At 67.4% G+C, this 17,081-nt stretch carries 17 protein-coding genes; 9 read left to right on the plus strand and 8 right to left on the minus strand.

Annotation, left to right across the window (positions count from 1 at the left end; translation table 11 throughout):
- Positions 1-14 precede the first annotated feature (14 nt).
- Positions 15-1,526: a DEAD/DEAH box helicase gene (locus tag ACG00Y_RS14115; RefSeq protein WP_394479827.1), complete on the minus strand. Its 1,512-nt coding sequence runs from the start codon at positions 1,524-1,526 to the stop codon at positions 15-17.
- Positions 1,527-1,670: 144 nt separating this feature from the next.
- A complete protein-coding gene (locus tag ACG00Y_RS14120) occupies positions 1,671-3,242 on the minus strand; it encodes an ABC transporter substrate-binding protein (RefSeq protein ID WP_394479829.1) in 1,572 nt (523 codons plus the stop codon).
- Between the two features lie 92 nt (positions 3,243-3,334).
- On the opposite strand from ACG00Y_RS14120, the gene ettA reads away from it, so the two are divergent.
- The 4 genes from ettA to ACG00Y_RS14140 all read left to right on the plus strand — a co-directional run bounded on the left by ettA (position 3,335) and on the right by ACG00Y_RS14140 (position 7,891).
- On the plus strand, positions 3,335-4,999 hold the full coding sequence (gene ettA, locus ACG00Y_RS14125) for an energy-dependent translational throttle protein EttA (RefSeq protein ID WP_394479831.1): 1,665 nt from the start codon (positions 3,335-3,337) through the stop codon (positions 4,997-4,999).
- Between the two features lie 195 nt (positions 5,000-5,194).
- Complete coding sequence (locus tag ACG00Y_RS14130) at positions 5,195-5,683, plus strand: Spy/CpxP family protein refolding chaperone (protein WP_394479833.1); 489 nt, start codon at positions 5,195-5,197, stop codon at positions 5,681-5,683.
- A gap of 91 nt (positions 5,684-5,774) precedes the next feature.
- Positions 5,775-6,491, plus strand: a complete 717-nt coding sequence (locus ACG00Y_RS14135) for a response regulator (protein WP_394479835.1) — start codon at positions 5,775-5,777, stop codon at positions 6,489-6,491.
- On the plus strand, positions 6,488-7,891 hold the full coding sequence (locus ACG00Y_RS14140; protein ID WP_394479837.1) for a HAMP domain-containing sensor histidine kinase: 1,404 nt from the start codon (positions 6,488-6,490) through the stop codon (positions 7,889-7,891). The genes ACG00Y_RS14135 and ACG00Y_RS14140 overlap by 4 nt, the downstream gene beginning before the upstream one ends.
- Here ACG00Y_RS14140 and ACG00Y_RS14145 read toward each other — a convergent pair.
- From ACG00Y_RS14145 to trpS, 3 genes are read right to left on the minus strand one after another with little or no spacing between them, the layout of a single operon-like run.
- The gene (locus ACG00Y_RS14145; RefSeq protein ID WP_394479839.1) at positions 7,888-9,231 is read right to left on the minus strand and encodes an MATE family efflux transporter; all 1,344 of its coding nucleotides are present in this window, start codon (positions 9,229-9,231) and stop codon (positions 7,888-7,890) included. The genes ACG00Y_RS14140 and ACG00Y_RS14145 overlap by 4 nt on opposite strands.
- Positions 9,228-9,635, minus strand: coding sequence for a DUF3717 domain-containing protein (locus ACG00Y_RS14150; protein WP_394479841.1), 408 nt, complete (start codon positions 9,633-9,635; stop codon positions 9,228-9,230). The genes ACG00Y_RS14145 and ACG00Y_RS14150 overlap by 4 nt, the downstream gene beginning before the upstream one ends.
- Entirely contained in the window at positions 9,632-10,624 is a 993-nt protein-coding gene (gene trpS, locus ACG00Y_RS14155; RefSeq protein WP_394479843.1) for a tryptophan--tRNA ligase, read from the minus strand. Before trpS ends, ACG00Y_RS14150 begins: the two co-directional genes overlap by 4 nt.
- 71 nt (positions 10,625-10,695) lie before the next feature.
- On the opposite strand from trpS, the gene purN reads away from it, so the two are divergent.
- From purN to ACG00Y_RS14175, 4 genes are all read left to right on the plus strand, one after another.
- Entirely contained in the window at positions 10,696-11,328 is a 633-nt protein-coding gene (gene purN / locus ACG00Y_RS14160) for a phosphoribosylglycinamide formyltransferase (RefSeq protein ID WP_394479845.1), read from the plus strand.
- Positions 11,329-11,352: 24 nt separating this feature from the next.
- Positions 11,353-12,615 (plus strand): RsmB/NOP family class I SAM-dependent RNA methyltransferase, encoded by a 1,263-nt coding sequence (locus ACG00Y_RS14165; protein ID WP_394479847.1) that lies wholly within the window; start codon positions 11,353-11,355, stop codon positions 12,613-12,615.
- A gap of 130 nt (positions 12,616-12,745) precedes the next feature.
- Positions 12,746-13,960, plus strand: a complete 1,215-nt coding sequence (locus ACG00Y_RS14170; RefSeq protein ID WP_394479849.1) for a DesA family fatty acid desaturase — start codon at positions 12,746-12,748, stop codon at positions 13,958-13,960.
- A 97-nt stretch (positions 13,961-14,057) separates the two neighbouring features.
- Positions 14,058-14,549, plus strand: coding sequence for a DUF3016 domain-containing protein (locus tag ACG00Y_RS14175; protein WP_394479851.1), 492 nt, complete (start codon positions 14,058-14,060; stop codon positions 14,547-14,549).
- A gap of 100 nt (positions 14,550-14,649) precedes the next feature.
- On the opposite strand, the gene rpmG is transcribed toward ACG00Y_RS14175, so the two are convergent.
- The 3 genes from rpmG to trxB form a co-directional block, all read right to left on the minus strand.
- Positions 14,650-14,820, minus strand: coding sequence for a 50S ribosomal protein L33 (gene rpmG, locus ACG00Y_RS14180; protein ID WP_348010927.1), 171 nt, complete (start codon positions 14,818-14,820; stop codon positions 14,650-14,652).
- Positions 14,821-14,857: 37 nt separating this feature from the next.
- Positions 14,858-15,091 (minus strand): 50S ribosomal protein L28, encoded by a 234-nt coding sequence (rpmB, locus tag ACG00Y_RS14185; RefSeq protein WP_394479853.1) that lies wholly within the window; start codon positions 15,089-15,091, stop codon positions 14,858-14,860.
- 188 nt (positions 15,092-15,279) lie between these two features.
- The gene (trxB, locus tag ACG00Y_RS14190) at positions 15,280-16,239 is read right to left on the minus strand and encodes a thioredoxin-disulfide reductase (protein ID WP_394479855.1); all 960 of its coding nucleotides are present in this window, start codon (positions 16,237-16,239) and stop codon (positions 15,280-15,282) included.
- A gap of 162 nt (positions 16,240-16,401) precedes the next feature.
- Between trxB and ACG00Y_RS14195 the strand changes: the two genes are divergently transcribed.
- Positions 16,402-17,070, plus strand: coding sequence for a Crp/Fnr family transcriptional regulator (locus ACG00Y_RS14195; protein WP_348010930.1), 669 nt, complete (start codon positions 16,402-16,404; stop codon positions 17,068-17,070).
- Positions 17,071-17,081 lie beyond the last annotated feature (11 nt).

Consider the following 17,081-nt stretch of genomic DNA (forward strand, 5'->3'; position numbering starts at 1 on the left):
CGGAAGGCGCTGGCTCAGCGCTTCGGCTGCGTCAGACGCGGGCCGTTGTTGTGGCGCGGGGCGCCGCCGTTGTTGCCGCGTGCGGGCTGGGCGCCGGCAGCGCGGGGGGCGTGCTCGGCATGCGGCTTGGGCGCCGTCCGCGCGCCGCCGACGCCGGTGTGGCCACCAGGCTTGCCGCCCGGGCGTCCCTGGCCGTCACGGCCACCGTCGCGCTGGCCACCACGGCTGTCGCCGCCACGGCCGCCACCGCCGCCGCCGCCACGACCACCACGGCCATTGGCGCCTGCCGGCGGGTTGGGGTTGCGGCCCCGGCTGCCGTTGGGGTTCAGCACGGTGCGGCCCAGCACGATGGGTTCGGCGCGCTCGTTGGGATCGGGGGCGAAGCCGGCCACGATCTCCTTGGGGATCTCGCGCTTGATGAGGCGCTCGATGTCCTTCAGGAAGCCGTTCTCGTCCACGCAGACCAGGCTGACCGCCTCGCCCTGGGCGCCGGCACGGCCCGTGCGGCCGATGCGGTGCACATAGTCCTCGGCCACGTTGGGCAGCTCGAAGTTGACGACGTGGGGCAGCTGGTCAATGTCGATGCCGCGGGCCGCGATGTCGGTCGCCACCAGGCAGGTCAGGTCGCCGGCCTTGAAGTCGGCCAGCGCCTTGGTGCGGGCACCCTGGCTCTTGTTGCCGTGGATGGCCATGGCGCTGATGCCCTGGTCATTCAGATAGTCGGTCAGGCGGTTGGCGCCGTGCTTCATGCGCGTGAAGATCAGCACCTGGTGCCAGGGCTGGCCGTCGACGCCACCCTTGATCAGGTGGGCCAGCAACTCCTTCTTGCGCTCGCGGCCGACCGGGTGGACCTTCTGCGCGATGGCGTCGTTGGTCTGGTTGCGGCGGGCCACTTCGATCAGCGCGGGGGCGTTGAGCAGCTTGTCGGCGAGGTTCTTGATCTCGTCGCTGAAGGTGGCGCTGAACAGCAGCGACTGCTTCTTGGCCGGCAGCAGGGCCAGCACCTTCTTGATGTCGTGCACGAAGCCCATGTCGAGCATGCGGTCGGCTTCGTCGAGCACCAGGATCTGCACCTGCGACAGGTCCAGCGTGCCTTGCTGCGCGTGGTCCAGCAGGCGGCCGGGCGTGGCGACGAGGATGTCGACGCCGTCGCGCAGCTTGTTGATCTGCGGCTGCATGCCGACGCCACCGAACATGACCATGCTCTTGAGCGGCAGGTACTTGCCGTAGGTCTGCACGCTTTCCTCGACCTGGGCAGCCAGCTCGCGGGTGGGCGTCAGCACGAGGGCGCGGATGGCGATCTTGCCGCGCTTGTTCAGCACCTTCTCGCCAGTGGACAGGCGGTGCAGCAGCGGCAACGTGAAACCGGCGGTCTTGCCGGTGCCTGTCTGGGCGCCGGCCAGCAGGTCACCACCGTTGAGGACGGCGGGAATGGCCTGGGCCTGGATGGGGGTGGGGGTCGTGTAGCCCGCGTCGGCAATGGCGCGCAGCAGGGGCTCGGCGAGGCCGAGAGTTTCGAAGGTCATCGAGTTGGGGAGTGAGCACGCCTGTTCGCATCGGCTGCCGTTGCAACGGGGAGTCGCAACCAGTCTTCGGGCAGCCGGGCGGCGTGCAGGGGCTGAAAAGAGAACGCCGCGCAAGACTGAGAATCGCGGCGGATGGCCGGCATTCTACGGGGCGGAAACCTTGACCCAGTCGACGCTGAGCCAATTGGCCGGGGAATGCGGCACGGAGATGCCCGCCTTCATTGCCCAGGGGATGACTTGCCGGTGCAGCGGGATCAGGTTGACCTGCTCGCGGTAGGCCTGCAGTGCGGCCTTGACGAGGGGCTGGCGCTTGGTCGGGTCGGTCTCGATGCTGGACGCGGCGGCGAGCGCGTCGCCCTTGGCGTTGATGATGCCGCTGTAGTTGGCGACGCCCACGCCTTGCTCGCCGCGATTGCGCAGCACGGGGGTCAGCATGACCTCGGCGTCGACGGTGCCGCCGCCCCAGCCGGCCAGGTACAGGCTGGTGTCGTGCTTCTCGACCTTGGGGAAGAAGAGGGTGCGCGGCATGGCATTGACGCGCACCTTGACCTTCAACTGCGCCCACATGCTGGCCACGGCAACGCAGAGCTTTTCGTCGTTGATGTAGCGGTTGTTGGGGCAGTCCATCGTCACGTCGAAGCCGTTGGCGTAGCCCGCCTCGGCCATCAGCTTCTTCGCGGCGGCCAGGTCATAGGGCAGGCGCGTTTCCAGCGCGGGGTCGTTGTAGCCGCCCAGCGGCGACGGCGTCAGCCCGCCGGTCGGGGCCGAGTAGCCCGCCATCAACTTGGTCTTGATGGCCTGGATGTCGATGGCCTGGTATAGCGCCCGACGCACACGGATGTCCTTGAACGGGTTCTTGCCGTCGGGCGACTTGCCGTGCAGCAGCGTGTCACGGGTCTGGTCCATGCCGAGAAAGACGAGGCGGTTCTCCAGGCCGTCGACGACCTTGAGCCCGGCCGTGCGGCGCAGCCGCTCGATGTCGCGCGAGGGCGGGTCCAGCACGAAGTCGATCTCGCCGGTGATCAGCGCGGCGGTACGAGTGGCGTCGTTGCTGACGGGCGTGAAACTGAACTGCTGGACATTGCCCTCGAACTGGCCCCACCAGTTCGGGTTGCGCTTGTAGGTGGTCCGCACGCCGGGCTGGCGGCTGACGAGCATGAAGGGCCCGGTGCCGTTGGCATTCAGGTTGGCGTGGCTGTCCTCGCCCTCCTTGAAGTTCAGTGGGCGCGTGACGCGGTTCTGTTCGCACCAGCGCTTGTTCATGATGAGCAGGTTCATCAGGTGCTCGCCGAAGATGGGATTGGGCTTGGGCAGCACGAACTCGACCGTCAGCGGGTCGATGGCCTTCGGGATGCCCACCGCATTGGCATAGACACGGAACGGCGAGTTCGGGTCGCGCAGGCGCTGCATCGAGAACACCACGTCCTCGGCGCTGAACGGGCTGCCGTCGTGGAACTTGACCCCGGCGCGCAGCTTCACGCGCCACAGCAGCGGGTTGACTTGCGTCCACTCGGTGGCCAGCGACGGCACCAGGCTCTGGTCCTTCGCGCGGCGCAGCAGGAACTCGTAGACCTGGTTGTTCAGCGAGGTCGTCAGCAGCTCGTTCTGCGAGTGCGGGTCCAGGGTCTGCAAGTCGCCCTGGGCGGCCCATCGCAGGGACTGGGCCTGGGCGAGGCTGGTGGCGAGAACGAGCAAGGCGGCGAAAAGACGGTGCATCTGGCTTCCTCAAATCCGGGCTCGGCGACAATAGCAGGCAACGCAGGCCTCTCCCGGGGCCTGCCGCCATTTCAGCTTCACAGGATTGCCCCATGGCCCAGTACGTCTTCAGCATGAACCGCGTCAACAAGACGGTTCCCCCCAAGCGCCACATCCTCAAGGACATCTCGCTGTCCTTCTTCCCCGGCGCCAAGATCGGCGTGCTGGGCGTGAACGGCTCGGGCAAGTCGACCATCCTGAAGATCATGGCCGGCGTCGACAAGGAGTACGAGGGCGAGGCCATCCCGATGCCGGGCATCAAGATCGGCTACCTGGAGCAGGAGCCGCGCCTGAACGCCGACCAGACCGTGCGCGAGGCCGTCGAAGAGGGCATCGGCGGCGTGCTGGCGGCCAAGAAGCGCCTGGACGAGGTCTACGCGGCCTATGCCGAGCCCGACGCTGACTTCGACGCGCTGGCCGCCGAGCAGGGCGAGCTGGAATCCATCATTGCCGCCGCCGGCTCCGAAAACACCGACCTGCAGCTCGAAATGGCTGCCGATGCGCTGAACCTGCCGCCGTGGGACGCCGTCATCGGCGTGCTGTCCGGCGGTGAGAAGCGCCGCGTGGCGCTGTGCCGCCTGCTGCTGAGCAAGCCCGACATGCTGCTGCTGGACGAACCCACCAACCACTTGGACGCCGAGTCAGTCGAGTGGCTGGAGCAGTTCCTGCAGCGCTTCCCCGGCACCGTGGTGGCCATCACCCACGATCGCTACTTCCTGGACAACGCGGCCGAGTGGATTCTCGAACTCGACCGCGGCCACGGCATCCCGTGGAAGGGCAACTACTCCGACTGGCTGGACCAGAAGGAAAAGCGCCTGGAAGGCGAGCAGAAGAGCGAAGACGCCCGCGCCAAGGCGATGAAGGAAGAGCTGAAGTGGGTGCGCTCCAACGCCAAGGGCCGCCAGGCCAAGAGCAAGGCGCGCCTGGCCCGCTTCGAGGAACTGAGCGACACCGACTACCAAAAGCGCAACGAGACCAACGAGATCTTTATCCCCGTGGCCGAGCGCCTGGGCAATGAAGTCATCGAGTTCGAGAACGTCAGCAAGAGCTTCGGCGACCGCGTGCTGATCGACAACCTGTCGTTCAAGGTGCCGGCCGGCGCCATCGTCGGCATCATTGGCCCCAACGGCGCTGGCAAGTCGACGCTGTTCCGCATGCTGCAAGGCGTGGAGCAGCCGGACAGCGGCACGGTCAAGATCGGCAAGACGGCCAAGATGGCGTTTGTGGACCAGAGCCGTGAGGCCATGGACGCCGACAAGACCGTGTGGCAGGACGTCTCCGGCGGCCTGGACAACATCACGGTCGGCAAGTTCGTCATGCCCAGCCGCGCGTATCTGGGTCGCTTCAACTTCAAGGGCAACGACCAGCAGAAGCTGGTCGGCTCGCTGTCCGGCGGTGAGCGCGGGCGCCTGCACCTGGCCAAGACGCTGGCGCAGGGCGGCAACGTGCTTATGCTGGACGAACCGTCCAACGACCTGGACGTGGAAACGCTGCGCGCGCTGGAAGAGGCGCTGCTGGAGTTCGCCGGCTCGGCCATGGTCATCAGCCATGACCGCTGGTTCCTGGACCGCATCTGCACCCACATCCTGGCCTGCGAAGGCAACTCCCAGTGGTTCTTCTACGACGGCAACTTCCATGAGTACGAAGCCGACAAGAAGAAGCGCCTGGGCGAGGAAGGCGCGCGCCCGAAGCGCATGCGCTTCAAGCCGATCAAGTGAGGGGCTTGGCACCCCCACGCGCCTGCGTACAGGTGCTGCCCCCCGAGGGGGCGCGAACCTGCTTGGGGCGGCCCGGCGCTCGGTTCAGGTAAGGCAGGGCGGACAACGGGACACAGTTCTTTACCCCCGCCCCAAACATCGCATACAGGGGCCTTGGAAGATGAGCTCACCCCATCTTCTTCCAGGAGACCTCTGATGAAAGCCTTCCAGATCCAGAACCTGCTGCGCGTCGGCACCGTCGCTGCGGCGCTTGCCCTGGGTGGCGTTGCTGCCCATGCCGGCGGCCATGGCGGCCATCACAAGGGCGGCCACGCCGCGATGGCGGATGGCGGCATGTTCGGTGCGCGCATGGGTCACATGCTGGAGATCGTCAACGCGACGGACGCGCAGCGCAGCCAGATCCAGGCCATCTTCAAGGCCGCGCGCCAGGACCTCTCCGGCCAGCGTGAAGCCGGCAAGAAGCTGCACCAGCAACTCGCCACGCTCTACACCGCCACCAACATCGACGCCGCCGCCATCGAGTCGGTGCGCGCCCAGATGAGCGCCCAGCGCGAAGCCGCCGCCAAGCGCATGAGCCAGGCCAGCATCGAGGCCGCCCGCGTGCTGACGCCCGAGCAGCGCGCCAGGATCGGCGAGGTCATGAAGAAGCGCATGGCCCGCCACGCTGACCGCCGCGCCGGTTGATGCAACTGCGGCGAGGAGTTCTGCGATGCTTGCGCCTCAAGCCACCGGTGCCGCCGCGCGCCGGCTTCCTTCCCTCTCGCCTGCCATGCCGATGAGTGCCCGACTGCTGTTGATCGACGACGACGCCCGCCTCACCGGCATGGTGGGCGACTACCTCCGCGCTGCCGGCTTCGAGGTCAGCACCGCCGGCACGCTGGCGCAGGCGCGCGAGGCGCTGGCGCATGGCCGCTACGAACTGCTGGTGCTGGACCTGATGCTGCCCGACGGCGACGGGCTGGACTTCTGCCGCTGGCTGCGCGGCGACGCGCGCTGGCGCCACCAGCCGGTGCTGATGCTGTCGGCCCGTGGCGAGCCCATGGACCGCATCCTCGGCCTGGAGCTGGGTGCCGACGACTACCTCGCCAAGCCCTTTGAGCCGCGCGAGCTGCAGGCCCGCATCAAGGCCTTGCTGCGCCGGCTGGAGCCCAAGCTGGACGGCGACGAGGTGCTGCGCTTCGGTCGCCTGGAGATCGACCTGGCCGCCCGCGTGGCGCGCCTGGACGGCAAGATCTGCGACCTGACCAGCCACCAGTTCGACCTGCTCGTCGTGCTGGCGCAAAGCCCCGGCCGCGTGCTGAGCCGTGACCAGATCATGGACGCGCTGAAGGGCCACCCGCTGGAGGCCTTCGACCGCTCCATCGACGTGCACATCTCGCGCATCCGCGCCGTCATCGAGGACGACGCGAAGAACCCGCGCCGCGTGTTGACGGTGCGCGGCGCCGGCTACGTCTTTGCCCGCAAGCAGGACGCCGACGCGGACAACGCTTGAAGAGTCTCTACGTCCGCATCTACCTGACGCTGGTGGCGCTGCTGCTGGCGTTCGCCTTCGGCTCGGCCTGGCTGTTCCAGCGCCACATCGAGCAGGAACGCGGCAACGTCGAGATCGCGGCCAACGAGCGGTTGAACGCGATCGCGGAGCTGCTGCGGCTGGCGCTGCCGCCGGCCACCGCCTCCCGCGCTCAGCAGGCCGAGGCGTTCAAGGAGTGGGGCGGTCGGCTGCGCATGCCGCTGGCTTTGGAAGACGATCAACAGGGACGCATCGCTGCGACCGCAGCCTTCCTGCGGCGCGTGGACGATCCCGGCTCCGTCGTCGTGCGTGCCAGCCTGGGCGATGGCCGCAGCCTGGATCTCGTGCGCACCATTCGCCCCCCGGCGGGGCCACCCGGCGCGCCAGGCGCCAGCGGTCCCCAAGGTCAGGGTGGCCAGCGCGCGCCCGCTGCCGCCGTGCGGCCCCAGCGCGCCGACGAGGGCCTGTGGAGCGGGCCCTGGACCGTGCGCGCCGGCGCGCCGGGGGCGCCGCAGGTCTCCACGCTGGCCATCGTGCTGGTGCTGCTGTTCGTGGGCGTCGCGGTGGGGGCTTATCCGGTCGTGCGCCGGCTGACGCGGCGATTGGAGGCGCTCAAGCGCGGCGTGGAGCGCTTCGGCGCGGGCCAGCTCCATCTGCGCGTGGACGACGGCGGCCGTGACGAGGTGGCCGCGCTGGCCGCCAGCTTCAACCAGGCGGCCGGCCGCATCGAGACGCTGTTGCGCTCGCACCAGACGCTGCTGGCCAATGCCAGCCACGAACTGCGCTCGCCGCTGGCGCGGCTGAAGATGGCTTTTGCCATGCTGGACGAGGCCACGCCGGCCCAGCGCGAGAAGCTGGCCCGCGAGATCGACGTCAACATCGCCGAGCTGGACGCGCTCGTCGAGGAGGTGTTGCTGGCCAGCCGGCTGGAGGCCGGCAGCGGCGTGGGCGACACCGAGGTGGTGGAACTGCTGGCGCTGGCCGCCGAGGAGGCTGCGCGGACCGAGGTGGCTTTCGAGCCGGAGACCGACGCCGCGCCCGTGAACGGTCAGGAGCGGCTGTTGCGCCGGGCGCTGCGCAACCTGTTGGAAAACGCGCGGCGCTACGGTGGCCCCGACGTGACGCTGGGCTTGCGGCCGGTGGCGGGTGGCTACGAGCTGGTCGTTGCCGACCGCGGCCCCGGTGTGCCGGCGGAACTGCGCGAGCGCATCTTCGAGCCCTTCTACCGCCTGCCCGGCCATGCCGAGATGGCGGGCGGCGTGGGCCTGGGGCTGAGCCTGGTCAAGCAGATCGCCGAGCGCCACGGCGGCAGCGTGCGCTGCCTGGCGCGCGAGGGCGGCGGCAGCCGCTTCGTGATCTTCCTGCCGGCCGCGAAAACCTAACGGTTCTCGTCGAAGACTTTCCTCAGCAGCAGGCTGAGCAGCAAGGCCGCCGCGATCAGGCCGGCCGTCGCGGCCTGCCAGAAGCCCACCGCGCCGTTGCCGTTGGCACCAAACGCCAGGAAGTAGCCGCCGCCCAGCCCGAAGCCCCACAGCGCGATGACGTAGATGACCATCGGCAACGTGGCGACCTGGTAGGCGCGCAGTACATGGGCCGCCACCGTCTGCAGCGCGTCGCCGAGGTGGAAGAACCACACCCACACCAGCAACGGCAGCGCCGCGGCTGCAGCCTCGGGGTTGGACGTGTACAGCGCCACGATGGGCTCTCGCGCCAGCGCGACGACGGCGCCCACCGTCGCTGCCACGAGCGCGCCCAGCACCATGGCATGCCGGCCGACGATGCGCGCCTCGCGCTTCTGGCCCGCGCCCAGGTGCTGGGCCACCAGCGTCAGGGCGGCCATGGCCAGCGCCAGCGAGATCATGAACATCATCGCGACGAGGTTGACGGCGATCTGGTGGCCGGCCACCGGCGTGGCGCCCAGCCGGGCGATGAAGAAGGCCATGAAGGTGAAGCCGGTCACCTCGACCAGGATGGAGCCGCCCATCGGCAGGCCCAGGCGCACCAGACCGGCCAGTTGCTGCCAGTCGGGCCGCGTCTGCCACAGTTGCGGGATGGTGAAGGGCAGGTAGAAGGCGTCGCGGCGCAGCAGCACCAGCGCGACCAGCGCCTGGCCGATCATCGCGATGGCCGTGGCCCAGCCGCAGCCGGCCACGCCCATGGCAGGAATGGGCCCCCAGCCGAACACGAGCACGGCGTTCAGCGGCACCTTGGCCGCGAGGCCCGTCAGCTGCATGGCCATGACCGCCTTGGGCCGGCTCACGGCCGTCGAGAAGCCGCGGAAGGCGGTGAAGAGCAGGGCGGCCGGCAGCGCGAACGCCTCCGGGCGCGTGTAGGCGCGGACCTTGTCGGCCTGCGTCGCGTCGAGCTGTGCCAGCCAGATGAAGGGCTCGGGGAACCACAGCGCCAGGCAGCCCGGCACGCACAGCAGCACCGACAACCACTGCGCCTGCACAAAGGTCTGGCCGGCGCCGGGCAGGTCGTCGGCGCCGAACTGCCGGCCGGCGATCGGGCCGACGGCGAGCACGACGCCCATCAGGCCGACAAAGATGGTCACGTAGACGGCCGAGCCGACCGCCAGCGCGGCCAGGTCCTCGGGGCCGACGCGGCCCAACATCAGCGTGTCGATGGTGCTGAACATCATCACGGCCACCTGGCCGACCAGGACCGGCCAGGCCAGCGGCACGAGGCGGCGGACGCTGTCGACGAATCTGGTCCTGTTCATCGGGTGACCCGTTCCGCGTAGCGGTTGAAGCGCCAGGCGGTTCCTTCGTGCGTGATGCGATGCCAGACGACGCGCTTCTCGAACGGGTCCAGCGCGGGCCAGTGCTGCACTTCGTCGAAGGTCCGGCCACAGCCCTTGCAGATCGCGTCGCCCTGGGCCGTGGAGCAGATCGCGATGCAGGGCGAGTCGGGCGTCGTGGCGTACCAGGCGAACCAGGCGTCCAGCGCCATGTCGCTCAGGGATTCGACATCCAGCTCGGTGGCGCGGTGCCAGGCGAGCAGCGCGTAGGCCGTGGCCAAGGCGCGCACCTCGGGCGCGGCGCTGATGCCATCGGACGACGGCGAACGCTCGCGCCACCAGTTGATGGCGGCTTCGAGGTCGGTGACGTGAATCGTCGAACTCAAACGACCAACCCCATCGCCCCGCGCACCTCGCGCAGCGTCTTGCGCGCGACGGCACGGGCGCGCTCCGTGCCGACCTCCAGCGTCCATTGCAGCTGCTGCGGGTCCAGCGCTGCGGCCCGCTCGCGCCAGGGCGCCTGCTCGCGCTGGATGGCTTCGATCAGCGGCTGCTTGCAGTCCAGGCAGCCGATGCCGGCCGTGCGGCAGCCGGTGTCGCAGGCGGCGCGGGTGGCTTCGTCGGTGTAGATCTGGTGCAGCGGCCAGACCGGGCAGCGCGCCGGGTCGCCAGCATCGGTGCGGCGCACGCGCTGAGGGTCGGTCGGCATCGTGCGGATCTTGGTTGCCGTCACCTCGGGCGCGTCGCGCATGGCGATGGCGTTGTCCCCGCTCTTGCTCATCTTCTGGCCGTCAAGACCTGGCACGCGGGCGGTCTCGGTCAGCAGCGCCTGGGGTTCGACGAAGACAGGTTGGTAGAGCCGATTGAAGCGCCGGGCGACCTCGCGGGTCACCTCGACATGGGCCGCCTGGTCCTCCCCCACCGGCACACCGGCCGGCTTGTAGAGCAGGATGTCGGCCGCCTGCAGCAGCGGGTAGCCGAGGAAGCCGTAGGTGGCCAGCTCGGGGTCGGCGGCGATCTGGTCCTTGTAGCTGGGCATGCGCGCCAGCCAGCTGGACGGCGTACACATCGCCAGCAGCGTGAACAGCTCGGCGTGCTCGGGCATGCGGCTTTGCAGGAAGAGGGTGCAGCGCTCGGGGTCGATGCCAGCGGCCAGCCAGTCGGTGACCATTTCGTAGGCATGCCGCCCCAGCGTCTCACCGCTGGGGCGCTGCGTCGTCAACGCATGCCAGTCGGCGACGAAGAAGAAGCAGTCGTGGCTGTCCTGCAGCTTGACCCAGTTCTTGAGGGCGCCGTGGTAGTGGCCGAGATGGAGTGCGCCTGTTGGGCGCATGCCCGACAGGATTCGCTGGCGGGTGAGGACGGGTGACGTCATGGGGCGCGGATTGTCGTTCACCCGCCGTGCCCTGCCGAAGGGCAGGGGTGGTGTCCTTACACTGCCGGCCCATGAAACGACTGGTGATCTTGATTTCGGGGCGGGGCTCCAACATGGAGGCCATCGTCAAGGCCTGCGCGGCCGAGGGCTGGCCGGCCGAGGTGGCCGCCGTCATCAGCAACCGGCCCGACGCGGGCGGGCTGCTGTTCGCCGCCGAACGCGGCATCGCCACGGCGGTCGTCGACCACAAGGCCTACGCCAGCCGCGAGGATTTCGACGCCGAGCTGGCCCGCGTCATCGACAGCTTTGCGCCCGACCTGGTCGTGCTGGCCGGCTTCATGCGCATCCTGACGCCCGGCTTCACGGCCCGTTATGCGCGCCGCATGCTCAACATCCACCCATCGCTGCTGCCCGCCTTCACGGGCCTGCACACGCATGAGCGGGCGATTGCCATGGGCTGCAAGATCGCCGGCGTGACGGTGCACTTCGTCACCGCCGAGCTGGACCATGGCGCCATCGTCATGCAGGCCGCCGTGCCGGTGCTGCCGGGCGACGATGCCAAGGCTTTGTCGGCGCGTGTGCTGACGGCCGAGCACCGCATTTATCCGCAGTCGGTGCGCTGGTTCGTGGAAGATGCGCTGATGTGGGACGGCGAGCGCGTCACCCACCGCGACGGCGCGGCGCAGCAACTGCTGCTGGCTTGAGCGGCGGGCCGGGATAATGCCCGGATGCATCCGAATGCCCTCCTGGAGCTGAGCGCCGAGCTGATTGCCGAAGTCAATCAGCTCGACGCCCCGGCCGACTCCACCGTCTCCGCCTTTTTCCGACAACACAAGAACCTCGGCCAGCGCGAGCGCGCCTGCCTGGCCGAGACCGTCTACGCGCTGTTGCGCGAGCGGATCAAGTTCCAGAACCTGGCCCAGAGCGGCACCGGCTCGATGCACCGTCGCCTGGCCATGCTGGCCTGGCGTGGCAATGCCGCCTTCCTGCGCGGGGCTCTCAGCCCGGCCGAAGTGCATTGGCTGGAGCAGGTCCAGGCCATCGACCCCATGAGCCTGGCGTCCAAGATGCGCCACAACATGCCCGAATGGCTGGCCGAGCCGCTGCTGGCGCGGCTGGGCGACGAAGAATTCTGGCAGCTCGCCACCGCGCTGAACGAGGCTGCGCCGCTCGACCTGCGTGTCAACGCGCTCAAGCTCAAGCGAGAGGAGGCCCAGGCCCAGTTCAAGGCCGCCGGCATCGAAGCCGTGCCCACGCCGTATTCGCCGCTGGGCCTGCGCATCGATGGCAAACCTGCGCTGCACAAGCTGGAGCTGTTCACCAACGGTGGCGTCGAGGTGCAGGACGAAGGCAGCCAATTGCTGGCCCTGCTGCTGGCACCCAAGCGCGGCGAGATGGTGGTGGACTTCTGCGCCGGCGCGGGCGGCAAGACGCTCGCCCTGGGCGCGGCCATGCGCAACACCGGCCGGCTCTATGCCTTCGACGTCTCCGGCCATCGGCTGACGGCGATGAAGCCGCGCCTGGCGCGCAGCGGGCTGTCCAACGTCTATCCGGCGCAGATCGCCCATGAGCGCGACGACCGCATCAAGCGCCTGGCCGGCAAGATCGATCGCGTGCTGGTTGACGCCCCCTGCTCGGGGCTCGGCACGCTGCGCCGCAACCCTGATCTGAAATGGCGCCAGTCGCCCAAGGGCGTAGCCGAGTTGCAGGACAAGCAGCGCGCCATCCTGGCCAGCGCCGCGCGTCTGGTGAAGCCGGGCGGCCGGCTCGTCTACGCCACCTGCAGCCTGCTTGACGCCGAGAACGAGGTCATCGCGGCCGAGTTCACCGCCGCCCATCCGGAGTTCAAAACGCTGGACGCTGCCGAATGCCTGGCCAAGTCGCAGGTCGAGGGCGCCGAGGGGTTGACCGAAGCCGGCGCGCTGCGACTTTGGCCTCATCGGCATGCAACGGACGGCTTTTTCGCCGTCGCATGGGAACGGCTGGCTTGATCCACGTCAAAGAGCGCGCCGCATCGCACGCCGACGCTCGAATGCGGTGCCCGCCACCCCTTGTTTTTGGGGGCGCTCCTCTACAATCGAACTTCCTTTGCATGCCCATTGAGGGCGAGGTCTTGGACGCATGAACGAAATCTTGAACACGCTGGTGAATTGGCTGAGCGATGGTCTGCTCAATGCCAGCGGTTGGCAGGTGCTGGTCTTCACGCTGGTCGTGACGCACATCACCATCTCTGCGGTGACGATCTTCCTGCACCGGGCGCAGTCGCACCGCGCGCTGGAGCTCGGTCCCATCCCCTCGCACTTCTTCCGTTTCTGGCTGTGGCTGACCACGGGCATGGTGACCAAGGAGTTCGTCGCCATCCACCGCAAGCATCACGCCAAGTGCGAGACCGAGGAAGACCCGCACAGCCCGCAGACGCGCGGCCTCAAGGCCTTGCTGTTGACAGGTGTCGAGCTGTACCGCGCCGAGTCGCGCAACATGGAGACCATGCGCAAGTACGGCACGGGCACGCCGGACGACTGGATCGAGCGCAACCTCTACACGCGCTTCTCGTGGCAGGGTGTGGCGCTGATGCTGATCCTGAATGTGCTGGCTTTCGGCGCCATCGGCTTGACGGTCTGGGCCATCCAGATGGCCTGGATTCCTGTCTGGGCGACCGGCGTCATCAACGGCATCGGTCACTACTGGGGTTATCGCAATTTCGAGGCGCCGGATGCGTCGACGAACGTGTCGCCCTGGGGCATCCTGATCGGTGGTGAAGAGCTGCACAACAACCACCACACCTACCCGACGTCGGCCAAGTTCTCGGTCAAGAAGTACGAGTTCGACATTGGCTGGGGCTATATCCGAGCGATGGAAATGATCGGTTGGGCCAAGGTCCGCAAGACGGCACCCAAGTTGAGCCTGGGCGAGATCAAGCCGGCTGCCGATGCGCGCACGCTGGAGGCGCTGATCGCCAACCGCTATGAGGTGATGGCCACCTACGCGCGCGGGCTGAAGGCAGCCTGCGCCGCCGAACTGGCCCGGGTCAAGGCCGAGGGTGGCCAACACAGCGAGCGGTTCATGCAATTCAAGCTCGCCCAGCGCTGGCTGCATCGCGATGAAGACCGCATCCCGGCCGAGGTCCATGGCGAACTGGCCCATGTGCGCGCTGCCAGCCCGGTTATCGACAAGCTGGTGACCATGCGCGAGGAGCTGCGCCAGATGTGGACCCGCACCAATGTATCGGCCGAGCAGTTGGTGGCCGACCTGCAGGCCTGGTGCCGCCGTGCCGAGGAAAGTGGTATCGCCGAGTTGCAGGCCTTCTCCATGCGCCTGCGTGCCGCTCACGCGTGAACTAGGGTTTCCGCCATGCAAAGGGCGCCCGAGAGGGCGCCCTTTTGCTTTGTCTGGCCTAGACTTCTGCCTGCAGTCGTTAACTTAGGAGGTTGCCATGAGCTATCGATGGATCACCGCAGGCCTGTTGGCCCTGACCGCCACCGCGCACGCCGACGTGCAGGTGAATTTCGTCAAGCCCGAGACCTTTGTCGACATCAAGGACAACAACGGGTTTCGGCAGGACGAGGTCCTGAAGGACATCGAGGCGCATCTGGTTGCGCAGGCGCAGAAGTACCTGCCCGGGCGCGATGTGCGCATCAATGTGACCGACGTGGATCTGGCCGGTCACGTCGAGCCCTTTGGCCGCAGCGCTACCTGGCTGCGCGTCATGCGCACGGTGACGCTGCCGGCCCTCTCTCTGAACTATGAAGTGCTGGATGGCGGCAAGGTCGTGCAGCAGGGCAAGGCGGAGTTGCGCGACATGAACTACCAGGATGGCTTCATCGGCTACTTCAGCAGCGATGCGCTGCGCTACGAGAAGCGCATGATCGACCGCTGGTTTCAGGCCGAGTTCCGCACGACGACCGCCGCAGCAACGCCGCGCTGAGGCTGCGGCCAGAAAAGACAAAACCCGCCAGCATTGCCGCTTGGCGGGTTTTGTTTCGAGCGAGTGATTGACGTGCTTGGGCGGCTTGCGCCGCCTGCCATCACTTCAGCTTGATTTCCTTGTACAGGACGTGCTTGCGCACCTTGGGATCGAACTTCATGAATTCCAGCTTTTGGGGCGTGGTCTTCTTGTTCTTGTTCGTTGTGTAGAAGTGGCCGGTGCCCGCAGTGGACTCCAGCTTGATCTTCTCGCGGCCGCCTTTGGATGCCATGGTCGTGTTCCTTCAGTAGGTCAGTGAACGGCGCGCTTTACAGCTCGCCCTTGGCACGCAGATCGGCGACGACCTGGTCGATGCCGACCTTGTCGATCAAACGCAGAGCGGCATTGGTGATACGCAGGCGAATCCAGCGGTTTTCCGATTCAAGAAAGAAACGGCGGTATTGCAGGTTCGGCAGGAACCGACGCTTGGTTTTGTTGTTGGCGTGGGAAACATTGTTCCCGACCATGGGCTTCTTGCCCGTGACTTGACAGACGCGTGCCATGACGCTTCTCCGGTTTGACGACTGACCAGTTGCCTGAGAACTCCCAGGCAACCCATTGACCGCATATGCCTGCTAAACCCGGCCCCGAATGTTCACCCAAGGGCCAAGCGCGGTCCATCCGGCAGGCAAGCCCGCGAGTATAGCGGGAAACCCGCAAGCCCGAAAGGCGCTCGCGGGGTTCGCGCAGATCAGCCGTGTTCCTGCTCGAGAAAACGCTGCGAGTCCAGTGCCGCCATGCAGCCCGTGCCGGCGCTGGTGATGGCCTGGCGGTAGACATGGTCCTGCACGTCGCCGGCCGCGAACACGCCGGGCACGCTGGTCATCGTCGCGAAACCGTTCAGGCCGCTCCTGGTGACGATGTAGCCGTCCTTCATCTCCAACTGGCCCTGGAAGATTTCCGTGTTGGGCTGGTGGCCGATGGCGATGAAGCAGCCGTGCACGGGGATGTCGACCTTGTTGCCGTCCTTCACGTTCAGCGTGCGCACGCCGTTCACGCCGGACGCGTCGCCCAGCACCTCGTCGAGCTGCTGGAAGAGGTGAAGCTTGATCTTGCCGGCGGCGGCCTTCTCCATCAGCTTGTCGACCAGGATGGGCTCGGCGCGGAACTTGTCGCGACGGTGGATCAGGTGCACGGTGCTGGCGATGTTGGACAGGTACAGCGCTTCCTCGACGGCCGTGTTGCCGCCGCCGACGACGCAGACCTCACGGTCGCGATAGAAGAAGCCGTCGCAGGTGGCGCAAGCACTGACCCCGCGACCCATGAACGATTGCTCGGACTCCAGGCCCAGGTATTTGGCGGAGGCGCCAGTGGCGATGATCAGGGCATCGCAGGTGTAGGTGCCGCTGTCGCCGAACAGCGTGAACGGGCGCTTCGAGAAGTCGACCTTGTTGATGTGGTCGAAGACGATCTGCGTGTTGAAGCGCTCGGCGTGTTCCTGGAAGCGCTGCATCAGTTCGGGGCCTTGCACGCCCATCACGTCGGCGGGCCAGTTGTCGACCTCGGTCGTGGTCATGAGCTGACCCCCCTGGGCCATGCCGGTGATCAGCGTGGGCTTGAGGTTGGCGCGTGCAGCGTAGATGGCGGCGGTGTAGCCGGCGGGGCCCGAGCCGAGGATGAGCAGGCCGTGATGTTGGAAGTTGGCGGTCATGACAGGTGAGGTGAGGGCGGTAAGTCGTCCCGCAAGGGCCTTTTGGGGTGCTACCCCGGCCTAACCCGAAGCGGCGAACCGTGCCGCGTGTGCACAATGCACGCCATTTTAGGCAGGCGTCTTTCTGGCCGTCGGCCTGGGCCCCAAACCTGGAGACTGCATATGGCGATGATTTCCAATCTGGACTTGATCCGGCGAGTTCCGCTGTTCTCGATGTTGACCACCGACCAGGCCCAGTCCATCGCTGACAGCGTCGTCAAGCGTCGCTTCAAGCGTGGCGAGCTGATCGTCGAGCAAGGCACCAAGTCCAACGCGCTGTTCATCCTGCTGAACGGCCGCGCCCGCGTGCTGACGGCCGACCACCGCGGCCGCGAGGTCATCCTGGCCGTGCTGCAGTCGGGCGACTACGTTGGCGAGATGAGCCTCATCGACAACGAACCTCATTCGGCAACGGTGCGCGCCGAGGTGCAGACCGACATGCTGGTGCTGGGCCGACTGGAGTTCGCGCGCTGCCTGCCCGAGAGCAGCAGCCTGTCCTACGGCATCCTGCGCGGCCTGGTGGCGCGGCTGCGCAACGCCGACCGCCAGATCGAGTCGCTCGCGCTGCTGGATGTCTACGGCCGCGTCGCGCGCACGCTGCTGGATATGTCCGAGGACGAGAAGGGCATCAAGATCATCCGCGGCAAGGTCTCGCGCCAGGACATGGCCAAGGTCGTTGGCGCGTCGCGCGAGATGGTCAGCCGGGTCATGAAGGACCTGGAGGAGCGCGGCGTCATCGAAACGCTTGAGAACGGTTCGGTGGTCATCAAGGAACGGCTGACCCACGATTGACGGTGACAATG

It is taken from the genome of Pelomonas parva, from assembly GCF_043555835.1.
Taxonomy (GTDB): Bacteria; Pseudomonadota; Gammaproteobacteria; order Burkholderiales; family Burkholderiaceae_C; genus Pelomonas; species Pelomonas parva.